This is a genomic window from Mucilaginibacter pocheonensis, assembly GCF_031456535.1.
GTDB lineage: Bacteria > Bacteroidota > Bacteroidia > Sphingobacteriales > Sphingobacteriaceae > Mucilaginibacter > Mucilaginibacter pocheonensis.
Genome location: NZ_JAVDUU010000001.1, coordinates 1,084,086 through 1,105,136, shown reverse-complemented (window position 1 = coordinate 1,105,136; position 21,051 = coordinate 1,084,086). Strand labels below are relative to the sequence as shown.

The following is a 21,051-nucleotide window of genomic DNA, read 5'->3' as shown; positions in this document are numbered from 1 at the left end:
AAATTTATAAAAGTTATTTCAAATATACATACGTAATACCATCGCCGCCCCGGTCTGCATGTTCATCTTCCATACGGTCAACCTGGTCATATTTTTTAAGGTATTGCCTGATCATTTTACGCAAAATACCATCGCCCTTGCCATGAATTATTTTCAGGTTATTAAAACCCATCATCAGGGCACGGTCAAACAACTTTTCAATGGCGTGCAGCGCGTCTTCGGTACGCATGCCGCGCACATCTATTTCGGGACTAAAGCTGGCAAAATCACTTGTATGCGAATTAAAATTCCTCCTGATATCCTTTGGTACTGACGACCTGGAAACTTTTACAACCCGTTTCTTTTTAGCAACGGTACGCAGATCGCCAATGGCAATTACCACATTGTCTTTGATCAGTTCAATTACTTGTCCGGTGGTTTCAGAGTCGGTTAACTTCACCCAATCACCGGGCTTAAGTTCCTCATCAGCAGCAGCATTCTGTTTTATGGGTTCCGTTTTAACTGTATTCTTTTTAAGCTCAATGTTGAGGTTTTCGCGCAGGGTACGGGTTTTCTCCTTGTCGGCATTACTGCTTTTTATTTCAGATATGGTGTTCTCAACCAATTTATTGGCATTCAGGATAATGTTTTTGGCCTGTTCCTTTGCCTCCCTGATCAACACCTTTTTATTTTCGTCCAGATAACTTTTTAACTTTTCGTTCTCGGCTTGCAGCTCGTTAACGCGACGCTGCTGTTTATCCAGCTTTTGTTTAGTTTCAAATATTTCCCGTTTTTCGCGTTCCAGGTCAACCAGCAGGGTATCTACCTTTTTCTGGCCCTCGCTTATTTTGTTTTTGGCCAGGTTAAGAACGCTGGGAGGCAATCCTATTTTTTGAGCTATTTCAAAAGCATAAGAGCTGCCCGGCTTACCAATTTCCAGCCGATAAAGGGGTTTCATCTCCACGTTATTGAACAGCATGGAGGCATTCTCTATCCCTTCAGTATTGCTGGCAAATATTTTAAGGTTGGAGTAATGCGTAGTAACCATGCCCCTAACCTTTTTATGGTTAAGTGATTCCAGCACGGCTTCGGCAATAGGGCCACCAAACTGCGGATCGGTACCGGTACCAAACTCATCAATCAGCACCAGTGTTTTGCCATTGGCATCCTCAACAAAAGCTTTCATTTTACTCAAGTGGGCACTATAGGTACTCAAATCACTTTCTATCGACTGGTCATCACCAATATCAACAAACAGTTGTTTGAATACGCCCACCACGCTGGCCTCGGCGGCAGGTATCAATAAACCGGCCTGCACCATCATTTGCAGCAAGCCAACCGTTTTCATACAAACCGATTTCCCCCCGGCGTTGGGCCCTGATACTACGATGATACGGGTAGCATCGTCTATATGTACGTTGAGGGGCACAACCGTTTTTTGTTCCTGCTTAAAATTCAGGAATAACAGCGGGTGCCGGGCATTAAACAATTTCAATCGTGCCTCATTAACCACTTGCGGCATTTCGGCTTCAATATCAATGGCAAACAAGGCCTTGGCACGCACAAAATCAAGTTTGGTAAGCAGGCTGTGGTATGATAGTAAAAGCGGCGTATACGGTCGTAGTTCGGCTGTTAAAACGGTTAATATTTTAACTATTTCGCGACGGCGCTCAAATTCAAGGTCGCGCACGCGGTTATTGAGTGTAAACACTTCTTCAGGCTCCATATAAACGGTTTGCCCGGATGCCGACTCGTCATGAATAAAACCTTTAAGCTTGCGCTTATTTTCGGCCAGCAAGGGGATACACAGGCGCCCGTCGCGCACGGTAAGTGAGCCATCAGCGGTCCAGCCGCTGGATGATGCCGCTTTAAATATATGATCTATCTTTTTGCGGGCTTCCTGCTCGGCCTTAGCAATGCCCATTGTTATTTCATTAAGCTCGCGCGATGCATTGGGCCTTATTTTTCCTTTGGCATCAATAACGGCATCAATCTTTTTAAGAATAGCTTTTTCAATGGGCAGGTGCTCAAATAAAGCCTCGAGGTTGGGATATAACCTCTCGCGCTCGCTGAAATAGGCAATTACTGCAAACACCGTTTGCAGGGAGGCCTGCACCTGGTAAAATTCTTCTTCGGTTAAAAATACGCCTTCAATGCGGGCCTTATTGGCCAGGGATTTGATATCGAAAAAATGATGAATGGGTAACGCGGCATCGTTAACCAGTATATTTTTAAACTCATTGGCCTGGTTTAAAAACTTATATATCTGATCATAATTGCTCATCACCTGTATCTTGTCAACCATTTGCTGACCCATTTCACTCAGGCAATGTGCTTTTATTAATTCTTTTACCTCGGTAAACCCCAGCTTATCAACACTATTTTTTGGGTAAAGCATCAGGATGTTTTTGTTTTAACTTTTTTAAGAGAATCGGCAATATGGGCTTTTCTTTTTTGCCGTATCGCTTTTTTAATAGAATCGATCCTTTGTACTGGTTTTGGCATTTTTATCTGCAACTTTTTCAAAGAATCCACGATATGAGCGGCCTTTAACTTTTGCTCTTTGACCTTTTTTAAAGAGTCAGCCCTTAACTCGGCCTTTGACATTTTTTTCTGCGCCTTTTTTATTGAATCTGTTTTCAGCGAGTCGGCTTTTAACGTGGCTTGCCGCTTTTTGGTTTGAATAAGATTAACAGAATCAGACAGGGCCTTGATCTTAGCATCAACCTGGTCATATATCGTTGAAAGTTTGTCAGGATCTGTTGCGTAATAATTCATACTCTTTCTGAACGTGGCCGAATCGGTATGGTACTTTTCGAAGGTGGCCAGGTAATTGCCCATGCCATATTTATACAAAGTATCCGGGCTTTGAAAGCCGTTGTACAAACTGCCGTCAATGATGTGGACCTCGGCAAGCAGGTTAGCCATAACATCAGGCTTAATGACCCCGTTTGGGACACCATTGCTTTTACAGGCACATAAAAAAAGGGTAACTGAAAAAAACAAGATTAAATATTTATGCATTCTGTAATTTAGCGGCTGATTAATTAAGCAAAATTGTCTCACCTAAATCCTATTTTGAACCCTCTTTTTTGGGGAGAACAAGGTGAGGCTTTTTTACAACGACAAATTTACGGATAAATGAGCATTGCAGATAATATCAAAAACTTAAAAATAGAAACGGGCGCAGGTGTAACTTTATTGGCTGTGTCAAAAACAAAACCTGCCGCCGATCTGCAGCAGGCTTACGATGCCGGGCAACGCCTGTTTGGCGAAAACACCGTGCAGGAAATGGTTGAGAAATATGAACAACTGCCAAAAGATATTCAATGGCACCTAATTGGGCATTTGCAAACCAACAAGGTAAAATATATTGCCGCTTTTGTAACTATGATACAGTCTGTTGATAGCCTGAAACTGTTGCATGAAATAAATAAACACGCCGAAAAGGCCGGCCGGGTGATTGATTGCCTGCTGCAAATTTATATTGCCGACGAGGAAACCAAATTTGGACTTGGCTTTGATGAAGCCATTGAACTGCTGCGCTCAGAAGAATTCGCCATGTTTAAAAACATCCGTATACGTGGCCTGATGGGTATTGCTACCAATACTGATAACCAAAAGCAGATCAAGGAAGAATATTATGAGCTGAAGACTTTTTTTGATGGCGTTAAGCAAAGTTATTTCAGAAAGGTAGATAGTTTTGATACCTTATCGATGGGGATGTCGGCAGATTATAAGCTGGCCATTGAGCAGGGCAGCAATATGATCCGTGTTGGAAGCACTATTTTTGGCAACCGGATTATTAAACACTGGAAAAATAATTGATCCTGATTTCGTATCTCGGAAATTGAGATCCCGGATCCATCCCAGATCATCAGGATACTTAACAAGCACAAAACATGGATAATAACAATATATCAGCCCACACCGGTCAAAAACTCCCCCTTCAGGAAGTTGATGGGCTCACCATAAGGACGGCCACCAAAGAAGACTGCCCGCGTTTGATGGAACTGGTAAATGAACTTGCACTTTTTGAAAAAGCACCCGAGGAGGTTACCGTAACCCTGCAGGAATTTGAAGATGCCGGCTTTGGCCCCAAACCTGTATGGAAAGCTTTTGTAGCCGAAACCAACGGATTGATCGTAGGATTTGCCGTTTATTATATTCGCTATTCTACCTGGAAAGGCTGCCGCATGTACCTGGAAGACCTTATTGTAACCGAAGACTATCGTGGCAAAGGCGTTGGTAAATTACTATTTGACCGGTTAATTACCGAGGCCAAAGAGCTTGGGTTTAGCGGCATGGTGTGGCAGGTACTTGACTGGAACGAGCCCGCGATAAACTTTTACAAAAAATATGAAGCCAGTATTGAAGCCGGGTGGCTCAATGCATCGTTATCAAGGGAGCAGCTTTTTAACTACTAACCTATGAAAATAAATAGCCTGATCTGTTTAACCGCCGTAAGTTTTTTATTTGCATCGTGCCAATGGGGTGTACCCAACAAGCACCAGGAAGGCCCGCCAGATACGCTTGCCTATACTTATAAAACCATACATGAGCGCGCGGCAGATTGCGGTAATAAACCAGACAGCGCCTGTACCGTTGTACAGGTAAAGTACCCGGTTTTTACCGGTCAGAAAACCCTCAATGATTCAGTTACCCGCAAACTAACCGGCTTGTTTGCTATGGATGGCAAACCCGATAGCAGTATTGAACTGATGAGTAAGAAGTTTTTGCAGGCTTATACCGATTTTAAAAAAAGTGATCCCAGATCGGCAATGTATTTTGAGTTAAATAGCCAGGCCAAAGTTATAATACAGGACTCGGGCCTTACCTCACTTGAGATCAGCGGCTATACTTTTCAGGGCGGAGCCCATGGCTCCTCGGTTACCGTTTTTATAAACTGGAACACCAAAATCAATAAGGATTTTGCCCTTAATGATCTTTTTACAGAGGGGTATCATCACAAGCTGGATAGCATTGCCGAAAAAATATTCAGAAAAGATGAAAAGCTGAGCGATACAGCGTCCTTAGCTAATAATTATTTTTTCAAAGACAATAAATTCGCCCTGAATGATAATTTTTTAATTACGCCAATAGGCCTTAAGTTCTTATACAATCAGTACGAAATTAAGCCTTATGCGGCAGGTACCACTACGCTGGTTATCCCCTATTCACAAATAAAATCACTACTGCGGCCAAATACGGTTGTGGCCAAATACGCTAAATAAATGCTTGTTTTTAAATTCGGAGGTGCATCAGTTAAGGATGCAAGCGGTATCATTAATCTGGCCGGTATTGTAAAAAAATATACCGGTAATCAATTGCTCATCGTGGTATCGGCAATGGGTAAAACTACCAACGCGCTCGAAAGCCTTACCCGAGCCTATGTTGACCAAAGCGACAATATGCACCTTATTTATGATGGTATAAAACAATACCATTTTGATATACTGCATGAGCTGTTTGAACCGCAACACCCGGTATTTGATGATATAGCCAACACCTTTGTGGAGATTGACTGGATGATTGAGGACGAGCCCCATGACGATTATGATTTTATTTATGACCAGCTCGTATCCATCGGCGAACTGGTATCGACACGCATCATCAGCGCCTATCTGAACAATACCGGTGTAAAAAATCAGTGGGTTGATGTACGAGGCTATATCCACACCGATAATACCTACCGCGAGGGCGTTGTGCAGTGGGACAAAACCAGGGCAAGCATCAGCAAGGATATCCCTGCTTTACTGCAGAAAGGCCTGGTTGTAACCCAGGGCTTCTTGGGCGGCACCTCTGAAAACTTTACCACCACACTGGGCCGCGAGGGATCTGATTATACGGCATCTATATTCGCATCATGCCTGGGTGCCGAGTCTGTCACCACCTGGAAAGACGTACCGGGTATACTAAACGCCGACCCGAAATTTTTTAAGGACACGGTAAAATTCGATGAGCTGTCTTACTCTGAAGCTATCGAGATGACCTATTACGGGGCAAGCGTGATTCATCCAAAAACCTTAAAGCCACTCCAAAACGCGCATATCCCGCTGCTGGTTAAACCATTTGCCAATCCTGCCGCCGCCGGGACCATTATTAAGGAAGATGGCGCTAACCTGTTTGTTAAACCAGTAATTATACTGAAACAGAATCAGGTGTTGCTTTCAGTATCCTCCAAAGACTATTCTTTTATAAGCGAAGATCACCTGAGCGATATTTTCCGCCTGTTTGCGCAAAATCAGGTAAAGGTAAATGTAATGCAAACATCGGCGCTGAGCTTTTCTGTTTGTTTTGATTTTTACGAAGATCGTTTTGAAAAACTGCTCAATAGCCTTCAGCAGGATTTTAAGGTTAAATATAATAAAGACCTCACACTGATCACGGTAAGGCATCATCCGGAAAATTCATTAAAAGAATTAACCGCAGGTAAAACCATATTGCTTGAACAGGTTAGCCGGAACACTGCACAGGTAGTAGTAAAGTAAGGATTTAAAGATGGTGAGATGCTGAATTGAATCCAGCATCTCACCTGCAAAAAATGGATGCCAGTACCGTCATCCAGTGCGTGGGATGCCAAAACAAGTTCATAGTTATGGCGGATAAAAACTAACTAAACCCGCTCGCCATTGTCCGTTTTAGCCCTAATCTGTTATATTTGGGCATGGACGCTATCAAAACGGTTAAGGATACAATAACAATAGGACTTGGAATACTATCAGCAGGATTTGGGTTAAAAGGCTTTTTATTATCGAGTCATTTTATTGATGGCGGTGCTACCGGTATATCCATGCTGATATCAGATATTACGTATGCGCCTATTTCTGTTCTAATCTTTTTTATCAACGTACCGTTTCTGTGGCTTGGTTATAAAAAACTGGGGATGAAGTTTGCTATCAAAAGCACACTGGCCATTGGCCTGCTCTCTCTTAGCTTAGTGATCATACAATTTCCGGATGTAACCCATGATAAACTACTTACTGCTGTTTTCGGCGGGGTATTTATTGGTACCGGCAGCGGTTTGGCTATGCGCGGCGGCGCCGTGCTTGATGGCACCGAAATAGCCGCCGTTTTGGTGAGCAAAAAAACCCAATTGCTCAAGGTAAGCGATTTTATTTTACTGCTGAATGTATTGATATTTAGCATGGCTGCATTTTTTCTGGGTGTTGAACCGGCCATGTATTCTATACTTACCTATATGGCTGCTGCCAAGATGATCGATTTTATCTTGAATGGTATTGAGCAATATTCGGGAATAACAGTTATCTCAACCCACAGCGAGGCTATACGCAAGGCCATTACCGAAACCCTGGGCCGCGGCGTAACCATTTACCAGGGCAAAAGCGGTTATGGTAAGGATGGCCATATTAACGACCCACGGGATATTGTTTTTACCGTAGCCACACGCCTCGAGATACCATCGCTCAAACAAACCATTCTGGACATTGACCCCAAGGCATTTATTGTGCAGCAAAGCATTGATGACACTACCGGTGGCTTGCTTAAACGCAAGGGCCTGCATTAAATCTTTACTTAACCTATTAACCGCCATGCAATTCCCTGTGATTAAACATTTGGTTTTAGTCAAAAAAAATCGTCAACTATTTTTTTAATAATAGGACAATTACTGCAAAAAGTATTTCCTTTACGGCCTAAACTAAATCACATATATGAAAAAAATCTTTACTACAATTATTATTGTATTTGGCGTTTATACCGCATCATTGGCACAACAGAAAAAAGGCGACGTTGAACTGGGCATCCATATTGGTTACAGCTTTTCCGACATTAGTAATTCTGATTTTTTCAATTCCAGTTTTAAATCAGCCTTTAATGCTGGCATAGCCACAGACTTTTATTTCTCCAATCGCTGGAGCTTGAAAACAAAATTAATTTTCGATCAAAAAGGTTGGGGTCCCGGCTTCTTTGCAAACGTTAGCGACGAAAAATTCGCTACCGACTTTAGTTTAAATTATATAACCCTACCCATAATGGCCAACTGGCATTTTGGTAAAAAACGCAACTGGTACCTCAATTTTGGCCCTTATGCGGGTTATTTAGCAGGCGCTGAGGCAACCAATGGCGATATAGATGTTAAAGACTCTTTCCACAGCACTGATTTTGGCTTGGCATTAGGGATTGGCACCAAGATCAAACTATCGAACAAGGTTAAACTCTTACTTGAATACGATGAGCAGGCCGGTATAACCAATATTTTTAAAGAAAACACGGGTTCAGCCGTTAGAAACGGTCGCGGCAGCTTTAACATTGGACTTAATTTTATAATAAAATAAGATTAAAGGGCAAAAAGCTAAGCTTTCTGCCCTTTTTTATTCCCGCTCGCGAGATGCCTGCCTTTAGGTTTATTGCTACAACACGCTTACCTTTTGCTTATGCTCATCAATAGCTACAAAGGTAAATGTACCGGTGATGGCCTTTTCGCGTTCAAAGGAGTACATTTCTTCAATATAGATCTCTACCTGTACTTTTAGGCTGGTATTACCTATATAGGATATTTTGCCTATGAGTTCAATGATGGTACCGGCAGGTATTGGCCGGGTAAAATCTATCCTGTCTGACGACACGGTTACCATTCTTTTGCGGGTGAAACGGGTAGCGGTTATAAAGGCTACCTCGTCCATCAGGTGCATGGCGGTGCCGCCAAAAAGCGTATCGTAATGATTGGTTGTATTAGGGAACACGGCCTTAAATATCCGTGTTTCGGACGCTTTTATTCTTTCTTCTGTTGTCATTTTGATTATTGTTGATGAGGAAGGGCAATCCATGGCAAAACACGTGTTATTGCTTGTCCTCGCAATAACGCGCATTTTTATTTAATGATAAATTATGGAAAAGTGCTTTACACCTATCTCAGTTTTCCCCATTTAAGGAGGGTGGCCCCCCATGAAAACCCAGCCCCGAAGGCAGTTAATATCATGGTATCATTGTATTTAAAATCGTCTTTAAAATCCCAAAGACATAGTGGTATGGTAGCGGCGGTTGTATTTCCGTATCTGTCTATATTTACTTTCACACGTTCGGCAGGTAAACCCAAATGATCGCCAACAGCATGTATTATCCTGTAGTTGGCCTGGTGTGGTATCAGCCAGTCAATATCATCAATATTTAGCTCATTACGTTCCAGTATAGCCTTACAGGTATCTGTCATACCGTTAATAGCGGCCTTAAAAACTACACGGCCATCCTGATGTATAAAATGTTTATGATGGGCAACGCTTTCGCTTGTAGCCGGGATCTTTGAGCCTCCGGCCGGAACCAGTAAATGCTCCCTGCCTTTGCCCTCAGTTTTAAAAACACTGTCAATTAAGCCAGTACCATCGGTTGCGGGCTCAATTAAAACGGCCCCTGCCCCATCGCCAAAAAGTATACAGGTATTCCGGTCCTTATAATTGATGATGGCACTGTTTTGATCGGCACCAACAACAATTACCTTTTTATAACGACCACCTTCAACCAAACTTGAACCCATGGTATAGGCATATAGAAACCCGCTGCAGGCAGCATTAACATCTGTTGCCCAAGCGTTAACCAAACCCACTTTATCACAAACAATGCTGGCGGTTGACAGCAGCAGGTGATCGGGAGTTGAGGTAGCAATTATGATGCAATCAATTTCGTCTGGAGAAACTTTAGTATTATCAAGCAAATTTTTTACAGCCCAGGTGGCCATATCAGAGGTAGCGAGCTTTTTATCGGTTAAAATCCTTCTCTCTCTTATACCGGTTCTTGAAACTATCCATTCGCTGTTGGTTTCAACCATTTTCTCTAAATCGCTGTTACTCAGGACACTATCCGGAACATAACCACCTACGCCCCTTATAACCGCGCTACTCTTTAATCTCATAAATACTCAAATTCTTCAAAAAACAGGCAATTATACGCAAATTGCCTGTTTTACCCGTCAGGAAACTGTTGTTTCTACAACTAACTGACGAAGTTGTTTTGCTGCTTTCACCATATTTACCAGCGCGGTTTGGGTTTCGGGCCATTTACGGGTCTTTAAACCGCAATCGGGATTAACCCATAAATTTCCGGCCGGTAATAATGCCGAGGCTTTTTCAAGCAGGTTTGCCATCTCGTCAACCGTAGGTACCCGCGGCGAATGAATGTCATACACGCCGGGCCCAATTTCATTTGGATATTTAAAATTGGCAAAAGCTTCCAGCAATTCCATCTGTGAGCGCGAAGTTTCAATGGTGATCACATCAGCGTCCATATCTGCAATGTGGCCTATAATGTCATTAAATTCACTGTAGCACATGTGGGTATGTATCTGCGTTTCGTCATGCACCCCGCTGGCCGAGATACGGAAGGCGCGCACCGCCCAGTGCAGGTAAGCAGCCCAGTCTTTTTTACGCAACGGCAAACCTTCGCGTATGGCGGGCTCATCAATTTGTATAACCTTGATGCCTGCTTTTTCAAGGGCTACAACCTCATCGCGAATGGCAAGGGCTATCTGGTAAGTGGTTTCTGACCGTGGTTGGTCGTCGCGCACAAACGACCATTGCAGAATGGTTACCGGACCAGTTAACATCCCTTTCATCAATTTGCTGGTATTGGCCTGAGCAAAGCTGCTCCAGCGTACGGTCATGTCTGCCGGGCGGCTTACGTCGCCATAAATTACCGGTGGTTTAACACAGCGGCTGCCGTAGCTTTGCACCCAACCATTTTTGGTAAACAGAAAACCATCCAAACGCTCGCCAAAGTATTCCACCATGTCGTTACGTTCAAACTCGCCATGAACAAGCACATCAAGGCCAATTTCCTCCTGCCAGCGAATAGCATCAATGGTGGCTTTTTCAATTTGCTCATCATACTGTGCAGGTGTTAACTCGCCCTTTTTTAGTTTTGCCCTAAGTGAGCGGATATCATCTGTTTGTGGGAATGAGCCTATGGTAGTTGTAGGGTAAAGCGGCAAATTAAAACGTTGTTGCTGTATTTTTTGACGGGTACCAAACGCGCTGTTGCGTTGCGCATCGGCATCAGTAATGGCGCCGGCGCGTAATTTTATTTCCTGCTTATGAATTAGTTTTGACAGGTTGCGGCTTGATATGGCCTGTAAGTTAGTTTGCAGCAATCCATTATCGCCGTCAATAATTTGAGCAAGTTCGCTAACCTCGTTCAGCTTTTGTTTGGCAAAAGCCATCCAATTTTTTATTTCAGGATCAATAGCTGTTTCCAGGTCGAGATCAAAGGGTGTATGCAGCAGGGAGCATCCCGGCGCTATCATTACTCTGTCTTTACCGACAACAGCTATTGCCTTTTTAATGTGTGACAGCGATCTGATGTAATCATTTTTCCAGATGTTACGCCCGTCAACCACACCTAACGAGAGGCTGAGCTGCTCCGGCAGCAGCGTAAGTACTTTGTCTAACTGTTGCGGCGCGCGTACCAGATCGATATGCAGGGCGCTTATCGGCAGGTTTACCGCCAGCTGAGTATTATCCTGCAGGCTTTCAAAATAAGTGGTGAGCAGCAATTTGATGTCAGGGCAGCTTTTGCTGATCTCCTTGTAGGCATATACAAAAGCTTCCTTTTCGGCTTCCGTAAGATCAAGCGCCAGGAAAGGTTCATCTATTTGTACCCAAACCGCTCCATAACTTTTTAACCTTTTTAAAACTTCAATGTATACCGGCACCAGTTTTTTGATAAGATCGATCTTGTTAAAGCCCGCCTGCTTTTCCTTGCCGAGTAACAGATAGGTCACGGGGCCTATCAGCACCGGCTTTGGTGTAGTAACGGTATACTGTTTGGCCAGGATAAATTCATCGAAAACCTTTTCAGAAAACAGTTTAAACTGCTGGTTTTGTACAAACTCAGGCACAATGTAATGGTAGTTGGTATCAAACCATTTGGTCATTTCCATAGCGGTTATATCAAGACCATCTTTTTGATAACCGCGGGCCATGGCAAAGTAAAGGTCGATCTCGGTATTGGCTTTATTTTTAGTTAAAACCGGGCTGTAACGTTCGGGAATTACACCAAGCATAAGTGAGGTGTCCAATACCTGGTCATAAAAACTAAAATCATTACAGGGGATCAGATCAATACCGGCATCTGCCTGGGTTTTCCAATTGGCGACGCGCAGTTTACGGGCAACGGCAAACAGCTCTTCGCGGCTGATTAAACCGGCCCAGTACTGTTCACTTACCTTTTTGAGTTCACGGAGGGCACCTACACGAGGATACCCGAGATTGTTTTTGAGCATACGCATAAAACTTTTTTGGTTAAACATTAAATTGAATTAATGCTCCTTACGGTTTTCGGTATACTTTCGGGAAATGGTAATAAAAGGTAAAAGCTTAACTTATGGGCACTTGTGCACCCACGGGCTATTCTTTTTCTTTGACTACTGCTTCAAAACGCGAAAGCATTGTCTTTTATACAATGGGCAAGTATCCTGGCTTGTAACATTGCTGCCATCCTTCTCATCCCGATGGGCCGGGACAATGGATCTGGTTAAAGGCATCAATTTTTATAGTTACTTACAGTTGCGCGACAGCCCGTGATTTGCACACGGTTCCTTATTATTCCCTGCCCGGTAAGGCAGGAAACCACACTGCTGAAAAAAAGTAAAGAACTTTATCAGTCGCAAATATAGGCTTTAATGCAATACGGTTTTGAAAAATTAGCGGCAGCCGGCAAGAAATGCCATAGGACCGACTCACCCGATCTGCGCTTCGCTGGATCACCCTCTCTCCGCCTGCGGCGCAAAGAGGAAATTCACAAGACAGATAAAAGATAATTAGATAAAGGATCAAAGAAAAGACCACTCCTCCTCAACCCTTTTTATGGCGAAGCCATAGAGAGGGTCGCCCAGCGAAGCGTAGGCGGGGTGAGTCTACCCCGCGTTCAAATATCCAGCCTTGTTTTCATGAAATAATGAGCCCATCACCATGCTTCGACAAACTAACCATGATGTGTTTGCTATTATACCGGAAAATCAAGACTTACTAAGATAAACTTTGAAAAGATGTAAGCAGGGATCGGGATTGGGTTGTGCAAATGTGCATGTATTAAACATGCACATTTGCAGGTTTTACATTTAACCCTTTTTAAAATACCTGTTTTTAATAAAGGATTTAACCAGGATGCCCGCCACACTACAGGCAACCAGCAGATAAACGATCAGAATGTGTTTTTGCATTTAGTTTTATAATTTCCTTAAATGTAACGGATATGATACAAGCAATGCAAGTGATTTGAAAAATAATCTTTTAACCAGATGGGATGAAAAGTCAGCGGAGTGTCATTTAAAGCTTTGTTTAAGGGGTAATAACATTCAGGCACCAAGCCTAAAAACCTTGATAGTACGCCCGTAAACTTGCTTTAAGGTGGGGTATCAATTATACGGGTGCCAAAAAAATTCATCATGCCAAAATGTATGGATAAATTGTACTTCCTTCATGCAATAACAAATCTTTAGATTTGAATCAACGAAAAACATAAATCAACATTATTATGATACAAGCCAAAGCATATGCAGCCCAAAATCCTGAAACAGATTTAGCACCCTGGGATTTTGAACGCAGGGAAGTTGGACCACATGATGTTCAGCTGGAAATATTATTTTGTGGTGTGTGCCACTCTGATCTCCATCAAATAAAAAACGAGTGGTTTTCGGGGATATTCCCCATGGTACCGGGCCACGAAATTGTGGGCAAGGTTATTAAAGTAGGCGATCACGTTAAAAAATTCAACTCAGGCGATCTTGCGGGCGTTGGCTGCATGGTTGACTCCTGTCAGGTTTGCGAAAACTGTAAAGACGGACTGGAGCAATATTGCCTGGAAGGAAATACACAAACATATAACAATAAAGGACGGGATGGCGTACCAACCTATGGAGGTTACTCTAATACCATTGTAGTTCGTGAAGAGTTTGTGCTGCACATATCTGATAAACTGCCACTTGCAGCCACTGCACCCTTGCTTTGCGCCGGCATTACCACTTATTCTCCGCTGCGCCACTGGAAAGTTGGCAAAGGGCATAAACTGGCTATTTTAGGTTTGGGTGGCCTGGGCCACATGGGCGTAAAATTTGGTGCAGCCTTTGGTGCCGAAGTAACTGTTTTAAGCACATCGCCGTCAAAAGAAGCCGAAGCCAAAGCATTAGGCGCGCATCACTTTGTGGTAACGTCTGATCCGGAGCAGTTAAAAGCGGTTACCGGTTCGTTTGATTTTATCCTTGACACCGTATCGGCCGAGCATGATATGAACCTTTACCTGTCGTTATTAAGAACAAACGGCACATTAATAGGCGTGGGTGTACCATCACAACCTTATTCTGTTCATCCGTTCTCGCTGCTGGCTGGTCGTAAAAGTATGGCAGGTTCAGGCATCGGAGGCATTCCGGAAACTCAGGAAATGCTCGATTTTTGCGCCGAGCATAATATCGTTTCAGATATAGAGATAATAGATATAAAAGACATTACCGCATCCTATGCGCGCATGCTTAAAGGCGACGTGCGTTATAGGTTTGTGATTGATATGGCTACGCTATAATTTCAGATAACCACCTTACAAAAAAGAGCGCCTGTTTTAACCAGGCGCTCTTTTTTATTAAACTATTACTGATCCAGTCCGCCCCGTCGGGTTGCCTTGATCTGTGCAGGCCATTTTATGCCCTCGGTTTTAGTGGTTGATGTTTTTGCCGGGTCCTCACTGGCCATGTAGGCCATAATAGCGGCTAACATGGCATTGTTGCTCAGATCGTCAAAAACAATTTTATCATACGTATCGCGGTTGGTGTGCCAGGTATATGCACCATATGACCAGTTAAGCGAGCTTAATGAAAAGCCGGGAGCCCCAACTGCCACAAAGGAGGCAAAGTCTGAACCGCCGCCGCCGGGCTGCCCCGGGAAATTTGTTTTTATCCTGTTTTTAATAGTATCGGGTACCGCGGCCAGCCACCTGGTAAGGTAATCCTTTGCATCAGCAAAACCCTGCCCCGAAAGATTCACCACCCGGCCTGTGCCATTATCCTGGTTAAACAGGGCCTGTAAATTCCCAACTATCTCCGGGTGGTCTTCTACAAAAGCGCGCGAGCCATTAAGCCCTTCTTCTTCGCTGCCCCAATGACCAACCAGTATGGTACGTTTTGGATGCGGATAAAATTTCTTTAACAGGCGCATAGCCTCCATCATGGTAAGTGTGCCGGTTCCGTTATCGGTAGCACCGGTACCGCCGTCCCATGAATCAAAATGGGCCGAAAGCATCACATACTCATTTGGTTTTTCGGTCCCTTTTATTTCGGCAATGGTATTAAAGGTAGGCACTACCCCAAGTTCTTTTGATTCTGTATGTACTTTGATCACCGGTTTTATCCCGGATTCGCTGAGGCGGTAAAGCAAGCTATAGTCTTCCAGGGCGATATCAATAGTGGGCACAATTTTGGTATAAGCGCTAAATATCTTATCAACTCCGAAACCGGCCGACCAGTTATTGGTGATTATACCAACAGCGCCTGCTTTTTCAAGCGCTACCGGAAGCGTTTTACCGGTATAGCCGGTTTTGCTGATACGCTTGCGCCAGGCATCGGTTAAGGCGGTACGCCCTGCTTTCATTTTTTCAAACGATTCTTTAGTGGCAAACTCCTGCCAGTTATAATCAGGACGGCCGGTTGGCTGGCACATCGATATCATCACAAACTTGCCTTTAACATTTGGCAGCCATTGCTGAAAAGCAACGGAGTCGGCCAGATCGGGCAAAATGATCACCTCGGCGGTAGCTGTTTTTTTACCCATGCCTGGGCTCCAGGCCAGTTGAGTGCCTTCTAATGATTTTACCCGGGGCGATACCATATCAATATGCGATATGCCCCTTTCCCATCCACGCCATTCGCCCCATTTTTCGTTGCGGGCGGGAATATCCCAGCTTTTGTACTTGGCTACAGCCCAGTCGTTGGCCATTTTCATTTGCGGCGTACCCACCAAACGGGGGCCAATACCGTCTAAAAGTTCTTGCCCCAGTTTTTCCAATTGCGAGTTGGTGGTTTCCTCCTTTACTATAGCATCAATAACCGGATTGGTTGATTGTGCAAAGGCTATGCTGCTGCAAAGCATCATGCCCAAAACAAATGGCCTTGATCTGCGCCAGATATTATGGTTTAAGTTTTTCATGAACCTAATTTATAAAATCGGCGCTAACTGCTATAATTTATTGCAGTATTTAGTTAAGCGGGATGGTATTTTGGCACACCAGCTAAGGGAGTATGATGTTATATACTCCCTTAAGGTCTGTTTATTTCGTATGTACCAGATCAATTTTGTGGCAGGTCGGCCACTATGTTATTTAAACGATTGAACATCTCAATCCAGCTTTGGTAGGCGCCGGTTTGTTTGGCTTTTGCCTCAGATACCGTTTGATGCAAAGTAAGCCTGGTTTTATCGCCAAGGGCGGTAAACGTAACCGTAGTGATGGTCTGCTCGGGCCAGTCCTCATCTTTGCCGGCTACTGCCGATGCTACCAAATTACCTTCCTCATCGGCAAGTGCCATTGAAAACACCAACCGTTCCGGAAAAATTACTTCCTGGTAAACGCCACTGATCCAGCAATCGCCATACTGTGGGTTATAAACACAGGAATGAAAAACGCCGCCCGGCCTTACATCAATTTTTTTGAATGTAATGGTACAATTATCAGGGGCATACCAGCGCAGCAAATGTTCGGGCTCTGTCCAGGCCCTGAATACCAGCTCGCGGGGCGCGTTAAAAATATGGGTAATAAATACTTCGTCTTTAACACTTGTTTGGGTTGCATTATTATTTGTTTCCATCTTCTTTGGTGTTTGTTTGTATTTCGGTTAAATAATTATCAAGGGCCTTAAACCGGGATGTCCAGTGCTTTTTATACTGATTTACCCAATCGGCAACCTCGCCAAGGGTTTCCAATTTGGCCTCACAATATCGCTCCCTGCCCTGCTGCTTAATTTTAATAAGACCGCATTCTGTCAGTATCTTAATGTGCAAGGAGATAGCCTGCCGGCTCACATCAAAATTTCCGGCTATTGCATTCAGGTTTAATGGCTTTTGCGTTATCAGGTTAATGATCTCCCTTCTGGTGGGATCGGCTATTGCCTGAAAAACATCTCTTCTGGTTTCCATAATATTATTGCGCAAGTAAGTACTTGCAAATATAAATGCAAGCATTTACTTGCGCAAATGTTTTTCAAGAAATTTTTTGATTGCCCGGCCGTACAAGCCAAAGTCACTTTTATGCGCCGTGTACTACTTAAGCAACTGGTATATAACATAGTATTTATATATTTGATACATTGACCATCTATTTTATGGAGGGGAGTAATAATGGAATACCGGCAGATACCACCACCCGACTACCTGAAAAATTATATCCGTTTTTTTTGGACGCTGGAAATTAATGAAGCAGGCATCCCGTCGCGATTGTTCAGAACGGTTGCAGAAGGCTGCCCCGGACTCATTTTCCAATCGCCCGAAAAAGGGACCATGTACCAGTTTGAAAAAGAACTGCCCTCTATTTTTATATACGGACAATCTACCCGCCATGCCGAAATACAGTTTGGCGGAAGCTTTACCACCATTGGCATTTGCTTTTACCCTAATGCGCTTAAAACCATATTTGGTTTTGATGCAGATGAACTAACCGATACCTGCACCTGCCTTGACCTGCTGGCCCGGAAAGATGGTTATTTATTGGCTGAACAATTAATGGATGCCGCTTTGGTAGCAGACCAGATAGAGGTGATATGCGCTTATTTATTTTTTAAGCTCCGCAAAAATAACCGGTACGAGGACCAGGCCATGCAGTTTGCCATTTCGCGCATTATACAATCCAAAGGCAGTGTTTCGCTACAGGAACTCCGCGGCTATCTGCAGCTTTCGGAGCGGAGCTTTGAACGTAAATTCAAGCAATACGTAGGTATTCCTCCTAAATTATTCTGCAGGATCTCGCGCTTTCAGGCGGCTTTAAACGAATTGAGATTTGGCAAACACGAAAAGCTTACCGATGTAGCTTACGGAAACGAATATGCAGACCAGTCGCACTTTATACGCGCATTCAAAGAATTTGCAGGCTGCTCCCCGCTGCAATATCAAAGATCATCCATGCAGGCTGTTGAGAATTTTTACGAAAAAGTAAAGTGAGCTGTTGATGCTAACCGTACCGGCTTTTCTATCTAAGAAGATGCTTCACTTCGCTAGCCATGACGGCTTGCTTTTATGTCAATTGCGAGCGATTGCTTCGTACTTCGCAATGACGCGCGGGGAGTGTTGTCATCCTGAGCGATAGCGAAGGATCTTCTTCGCCTTGCTTGGCGCCGAATTTTCAATTGAAGAAGATGCTTCACTCCGTTCAGCATGACAAAGTGGGATTTGTCTCCTCAGGGTCCCCTGCGAGAGACCCTGAGGAGACGAGAGGGCGCGCATAGAGGCCTTTCCCCGCTATCCTTCGACAGGCTCAGGATGACAGCCCTTTTTTGTGTCATTCCACTTTCAAAGTCCGCGGATTTTAAAACTCGGCAAAGAGAAGCAGCAACGCGCAAATTTGCCATCCTGAGGAACGAAGGATCTTCTCCAAAACGAAAATCGGCGCTCAGCGTGGTAGAATATCTTAAAAAACAGTGGAGCAGACGGGAACAATCCTTACTTTCCTAACTTTTCAATGATCTCATCCGTTGTGCCAACTTCTCCCAAACGGGGAAAAATGTATTTAAAGCTATGGGCATGAGCTTCCGCTATGAGGTCGGTCATGGCATCACTGGCAAAAGCAATATGGTAACCCCGCTCATTGGCCGAGCGGGCCGTGCCTTCCACACCAATGCTGGTAGCAACGCCGGCCAGTACAATACCGGTGATGCCTTTCTGCTGCAACTCGGCATGCAGGGCGGTTTCATAAAAAGCGTTCCAGGTTTGTTTGGTAATACGGATATCACCGTCCTCTACCTTTATCTCAGGGATAATATCCAGCGCGTTCTCGGGTAAGGTACCTGAAACAGGCCGGACGAGGTCCTTCCGTGTTTTTGATGCGGCCGAACCCACAGGATTAACATTAACCACTACTACCGGCAACCGGGCCTCACGAAAAGCGGCCACCAATTTGGCCGAGTTTTTTATAACCGGCGCTACCTGGTGCTCAGGTGCCATCTTTACTACCATGTTTTGCAGGTCAATTAATACAAGTGCGGTATTTTTATCTAATACGGTTATCATGTGCTATATACTATTAATTTGTTAGGCGAATGTGTTAACAGGCTGCTGCTGTAAAGTAGGCGCTGTTACTTTTTTGAGCTTGCGTTTGCGCAGGAAACGGAAATGCAGTATGCCTATGAGCAGGGCCACCATGCCTTCGGCCATTACAGTATCGGGGGTGCCTACCCATTGCGACATGGCGCCAACCAGCAAGCCGCCAAGCGGCTGCATACCAAAAAATGCCATAGCATAAAAGCTGATCACCCGCCCGCGCATGGCCGGCGCCACCGTGGTTTGGATAAGGGTATTGCTGATCGTGATCTGCGACATCATACCAAAACCGGTTATGGCAGCAAATACCAGGGCTAAAGGATAACTGGGTACATGTGAAAAAATAACGAGCCCGCCGCCGAATATCAGCGTACTAACAGCAAGTAGCTTTTTCAGGTTGCGGCCCGGCTTTAAGGAGGCCAGGAATATAGCGCCCGAAAATGCCCCCAGCCCTATCACGCTATCAATAACCCCAAAGGTTGATGCCGTGCCTTTAAAAATATCTTTGGCGTATACCGGTATCAGGGTACTGAAAGGCAAAACCATGAGGCTGATCACAGCCAGCATTAGCAGCACAAATTTGATGGATGGGGTATTGCGGATATAAGTAAACCCCTCTTTTAATTCAAAAAGAATATTATGGTCATGCGCTGTTGATGCCGACTTGGGCAGCCGCATCATCAGTAATGAACCTATTACCGCTATAAAGCTCAGGGCATTCATGCCAAAGCACACCGTATCGCCAAATTTTTCCAGCATAAGGCCGGCAATACCAGGGCCTATCAGCCGCGACAGGTTCACCATTGATGAATTGAGCGCGAGCGCATTGGGAAGATCAGATTTATTTACCATCTCATAAACCAGCGACTGCCGCGCCGGCACATCAAATGCATTGATAACACCCAGCACAGCACTAAGCGCTATGATCTCCCATACCACGTAATGCCCCCAAAATACCAGCGCGGTAAGTAACAACGCCTGTATCATAGAAGCGGCCTGCGTGGCCAGCAGCAACCGGTAACGGTTGTACCTGTCTGATACCACGCCACCAATAAATGATAATAAAAAAGATGGGAACAAGCTGGCAAAAAGTGTAAGCCCGAGCATAAACTGCGAGTGTGTTAATGAATAAACCACCCAGCTTACGGCGGTTTTCTGCATCCAGGTACCTACTAATGATACGGATTGCCCTACAAAATAAAGCCTGTAATTACGGCTTTTAAAAGCATTAAATGTACTGATGTTCATACTCATCTTCCCCTCATCTTTTAATGTGCATTAATCAAAATCAACTAACTTGGTTAAAGGCCCGATGGCCTCTTTAAGCAGTGCCTTTTCTTCGGCGGTGCAGGTGGCCGCCAATGCCTTATTAAGCCATTCATCGCGCTCATTACGCACCTGGTATAATATACTGCGCCCCTCGTCAGACAAGGTAATGATGGCCTTGCGCTTATCCGTTTCAGATATGCGCCTTTTGATAAAACCAAGCTCCTGCAGCTTGCTCAATATCTGCGACATGCTTTGCGTGGTGATCTTTTCCATAGCGGCCAGCTCGTTGGGCAGCAATTCACCATGCAGATCTAAAAGGGCTATGGTTGACCGCTCAGTTAGCGACAGCCTGTCGGCTGTTGACGATTGTTTACGAAGCTTCTTGATCAGCCGGGTTACTACCGTGCGTAATTCAGAAGCCAGCTGCATATCTTTTTGATCTTTCATGATTTGTAAAGCAAACTTGTAAGTTTACCTTACAAATATAACAATAATATTATCTGCTGAAAGTCATAAAGAAGATTGGCCGGGCAAACCGGGTATATCCATCAGCTTTTATAATTAA

General features: G+C 44.2%; 19 protein-coding genes and 1 riboswitch. Of the genes, 8 read left to right on the top strand and 11 right to left on the bottom strand.

Annotation, left to right across the window (positions count from 1 at the left end):
• Positions 1-13 precede the first annotated feature (13 nt).
• Positions 14-2,377: an endonuclease MutS2 gene (locus tag J2W55_RS04575; RefSeq protein WP_310092462.1), complete on the bottom strand. Its 2,364-nt coding sequence runs from the start codon at positions 2,375-2,377 to the stop codon at positions 14-16.
• On the bottom strand, positions 2,377-3,003 hold the full coding sequence (locus J2W55_RS04570) for a DUF4296 domain-containing protein (RefSeq protein ID WP_310092460.1): 627 nt from the start codon (positions 3,001-3,003) through the stop codon (positions 2,377-2,379). The genes J2W55_RS04575 and J2W55_RS04570 overlap by 1 nt, the downstream gene beginning before the upstream one ends.
• A gap of 117 nt (positions 3,004-3,120) precedes the next feature.
• On the opposite strand from J2W55_RS04570, the gene J2W55_RS04565 reads away from it, so the two are divergent.
• From J2W55_RS04565 to J2W55_RS04540, 6 genes are all read left to right on the top strand, one after another.
• Complete coding sequence (locus J2W55_RS04565; protein WP_310092458.1) at positions 3,121-3,807, top strand: YggS family pyridoxal phosphate-dependent enzyme; 687 nt, start codon at positions 3,121-3,123, stop codon at positions 3,805-3,807.
• Between the two features lie 179 nt (positions 3,808-3,986).
• Complete coding sequence (locus J2W55_RS04560; protein ID WP_310093480.1) at positions 3,987-4,406, top strand: GNAT family N-acetyltransferase; 420 nt, start codon at positions 3,987-3,989, stop codon at positions 4,404-4,406.
• Between the two features lie 3 nt (positions 4,407-4,409).
• On the top strand, positions 4,410-5,213 hold the full coding sequence (locus J2W55_RS04555; protein WP_310092455.1) for a PdaC/RsiV family protein: 804 nt from the start codon (positions 4,410-4,412) through the stop codon (positions 5,211-5,213).
• The gene (locus tag J2W55_RS04550; protein WP_310092452.1) at positions 5,214-6,470 is read left to right on the top strand and encodes an aspartate kinase; all 1,257 of its coding nucleotides are present in this window, start codon (positions 5,214-5,216) and stop codon (positions 6,468-6,470) included.
• A 176-nt stretch (positions 6,471-6,646) separates the two neighbouring features.
• Positions 6,647-7,507 (top strand): YitT family protein, encoded by an 861-nt coding sequence (locus J2W55_RS04545; protein ID WP_310092450.1) that lies wholly within the window; start codon positions 6,647-6,649, stop codon positions 7,505-7,507.
• Positions 7,508-7,652: 145 nt separating this feature from the next.
• A complete protein-coding gene (locus J2W55_RS04540) occupies positions 7,653-8,276 on the top strand; it encodes a porin family protein (protein WP_310092448.1) in 624 nt (207 codons plus the stop codon).
• 75 nt (positions 8,277-8,351) lie between these two features.
• Here the strand turns inward: J2W55_RS04540 and J2W55_RS04535 are convergent, their stop codons facing one another.
• The 3 genes from J2W55_RS04535 to metE form a co-directional block, all read right to left on the bottom strand.
• On the bottom strand, positions 8,352-8,735 hold the full coding sequence (locus J2W55_RS04535; protein WP_310092446.1) for an acyl-CoA thioesterase: 384 nt from the start codon (positions 8,733-8,735) through the stop codon (positions 8,352-8,354).
• A 113-nt stretch (positions 8,736-8,848) separates the two neighbouring features.
• On the bottom strand, positions 8,849-9,847 hold the full coding sequence (locus J2W55_RS04530) for a beta-ketoacyl-ACP synthase III (RefSeq protein WP_310092444.1): 999 nt from the start codon (positions 9,845-9,847) through the stop codon (positions 8,849-8,851).
• A 57-nt stretch (positions 9,848-9,904) separates the two neighbouring features.
• On the bottom strand, positions 9,905-12,211 hold the full coding sequence (gene metE / locus J2W55_RS04525; protein ID WP_310093478.1) for a 5-methyltetrahydropteroyltriglutamate--homocysteine S-methyltransferase: 2,307 nt from the start codon (positions 12,209-12,211) through the stop codon (positions 9,905-9,907).
• Between the two features lie 165 nt (positions 12,212-12,376).
• A riboswitch (cobalamin riboswitch) is annotated at positions 12,377-12,578 on the bottom strand.
• 886 nt (positions 12,579-13,464) lie between these two features.
• Here metE and J2W55_RS04520 point away from each other — a divergent pair.
• Entirely contained in the window at positions 13,465-14,505 is a 1,041-nt protein-coding gene (locus J2W55_RS04520; protein ID WP_310092442.1) for an NAD(P)-dependent alcohol dehydrogenase, read from the top strand.
• Between the two features lie 65 nt (positions 14,506-14,570).
• On the opposite strand, the gene J2W55_RS04515 is transcribed toward J2W55_RS04520, so the two are convergent.
• From J2W55_RS04515 to J2W55_RS04505, 3 genes are all read right to left on the bottom strand, one after another.
• On the bottom strand, positions 14,571-16,121 hold the full coding sequence (locus tag J2W55_RS04515; protein ID WP_310092441.1) for a M20/M25/M40 family metallo-hydrolase: 1,551 nt from the start codon (positions 16,119-16,121) through the stop codon (positions 14,571-14,573).
• A 140-nt stretch (positions 16,122-16,261) separates the two neighbouring features.
• Positions 16,262-16,777 (bottom strand): SRPBCC family protein, encoded by a 516-nt coding sequence (locus tag J2W55_RS04510; RefSeq protein WP_310092439.1) that lies wholly within the window; start codon positions 16,775-16,777, stop codon positions 16,262-16,264.
• The gene (locus J2W55_RS04505; RefSeq protein WP_310092436.1) at positions 16,764-17,105 is read right to left on the bottom strand and encodes an ArsR/SmtB family transcription factor; all 342 of its coding nucleotides are present in this window, start codon (positions 17,103-17,105) and stop codon (positions 16,764-16,766) included. Before J2W55_RS04505 ends, J2W55_RS04510 begins: the two co-directional genes overlap by 14 nt.
• A 201-nt stretch (positions 17,106-17,306) precedes the next feature.
• Between J2W55_RS04505 and J2W55_RS04500 the strand changes: the two genes are divergently transcribed.
• On the top strand, positions 17,307-18,122 hold the full coding sequence (locus tag J2W55_RS04500) for a DUF6597 domain-containing transcriptional factor (RefSeq protein WP_310092434.1): 816 nt from the start codon (positions 17,307-17,309) through the stop codon (positions 18,120-18,122).
• A 498-nt stretch (positions 18,123-18,620) separates the two neighbouring features.
• Here J2W55_RS04500 and J2W55_RS04495 read toward each other — a convergent pair whose 3' ends face one another.
• The 3 genes from J2W55_RS04495 to J2W55_RS04485 are packed head-to-tail and all read right to left on the bottom strand — an operon-like array spanning position 18,621 to position 20,933.
• Positions 18,621-19,187, bottom strand: coding sequence for an isochorismatase family protein (locus J2W55_RS04495; RefSeq protein WP_310092432.1), 567 nt, complete (start codon positions 19,185-19,187; stop codon positions 18,621-18,623).
• Between the two features lie 21 nt (positions 19,188-19,208).
• Positions 19,209-20,471, bottom strand: coding sequence for an MFS transporter (locus J2W55_RS04490; RefSeq protein ID WP_310092430.1), 1,263 nt, complete (start codon positions 20,469-20,471; stop codon positions 19,209-19,211).
• A gap of 24 nt (positions 20,472-20,495) precedes the next feature.
• Positions 20,496-20,933 carry a MarR family winged helix-turn-helix transcriptional regulator gene (locus tag J2W55_RS04485; RefSeq protein ID WP_310092428.1) on the bottom strand — a complete coding sequence of 146 codons (438 nt, stop codon included), beginning with the start codon at positions 20,931-20,933 and terminating at the stop codon, positions 20,496-20,498.
• Between the last annotated feature and the right edge of the window lie 118 nt (positions 20,934-21,051).

Bases quoted from the DNA above. Each gene is read 5' to 3' on its own strand.
- J2W55_RS04575 (WP_310092462.1), bottom strand. From the start codon at position 2,377: ATGCTTTACCCAAAAAATAGTGTTGATAAGCTGGGGTTTACCGAGGTA.
- J2W55_RS04570 (WP_310092460.1), bottom strand. From the start codon at position 3,003: ATGCATAAATATTTAATCTTGTTTTTTTCAGTTACCCTTTTTTTATGT.
- J2W55_RS04565 (WP_310092458.1), top strand. From the start codon at position 3,121: ATGAGCATTGCAGATAATATCAAAAACTTAAAAATAGAAACGGGCGCA.
- J2W55_RS04560 (WP_310093480.1), top strand. From the start codon at position 3,987: ATGGAACTGGTAAATGAACTTGCACTTTTTGAAAAAGCACCCGAGGAG.
- J2W55_RS04555 (WP_310092455.1), top strand. From the start codon at position 4,410: ATGAAAATAAATAGCCTGATCTGTTTAACCGCCGTAAGTTTTTTATTT.
- J2W55_RS04550 (WP_310092452.1), top strand. From the start codon at position 5,214: ATGCTTGTTTTTAAATTCGGAGGTGCATCAGTTAAGGATGCAAGCGGT.
- J2W55_RS04545 (WP_310092450.1), top strand. From the start codon at position 6,647: ATGGACGCTATCAAAACGGTTAAGGATACAATAACAATAGGACTTGGA.
- J2W55_RS04540 (WP_310092448.1), top strand. From the start codon at position 7,653: ATGAAAAAAATCTTTACTACAATTATTATTGTATTTGGCGTTTATACC.
- J2W55_RS04535 (WP_310092446.1), bottom strand. From the start codon at position 8,735: ATGACAACAGAAGAAAGAATAAAAGCGTCCGAAACACGGATATTTAAG.
- J2W55_RS04530 (WP_310092444.1), bottom strand. From the start codon at position 9,847: ATGAGATTAAAGAGTAGCGCGGTTATAAGGGGCGTAGGTGGTTATGTT.
- metE (WP_310093478.1), bottom strand. From the start codon at position 12,211: ATGCTCAAAAACAATCTCGGGTATCCTCGTGTAGGTGCCCTCCGTGAA.
- J2W55_RS04520 (WP_310092442.1), top strand. From the start codon at position 13,465: ATGATACAAGCCAAAGCATATGCAGCCCAAAATCCTGAAACAGATTTA.
- J2W55_RS04515 (WP_310092441.1), bottom strand. From the start codon at position 16,121: ATGAAAAACTTAAACCATAATATCTGGCGCAGATCAAGGCCATTTGTT.
- J2W55_RS04510 (WP_310092439.1), bottom strand. From the start codon at position 16,777: ATGGAAACAAATAATAATGCAACCCAAACAAGTGTTAAAGACGAAGTA.
- J2W55_RS04505 (WP_310092436.1), bottom strand. From the start codon at position 17,105: ATGGAAACCAGAAGAGATGTTTTTCAGGCAATAGCCGATCCCACCAGA.
- J2W55_RS04500 (WP_310092434.1), top strand. From the start codon at position 17,307: ATGGAATACCGGCAGATACCACCACCCGACTACCTGAAAAATTATATC.
- J2W55_RS04495 (WP_310092432.1), bottom strand. From the start codon at position 19,187: ATGATAACCGTATTAGATAAAAATACCGCACTTGTATTAATTGACCTG.
- J2W55_RS04490 (WP_310092430.1), bottom strand. From the start codon at position 20,471: ATGAGTATGAACATCAGTACATTTAATGCTTTTAAAAGCCGTAATTAC.
- J2W55_RS04485 (WP_310092428.1), bottom strand. From the start codon at position 20,933: ATGAAAGATCAAAAAGATATGCAGCTGGCTTCTGAATTACGCACGGTA.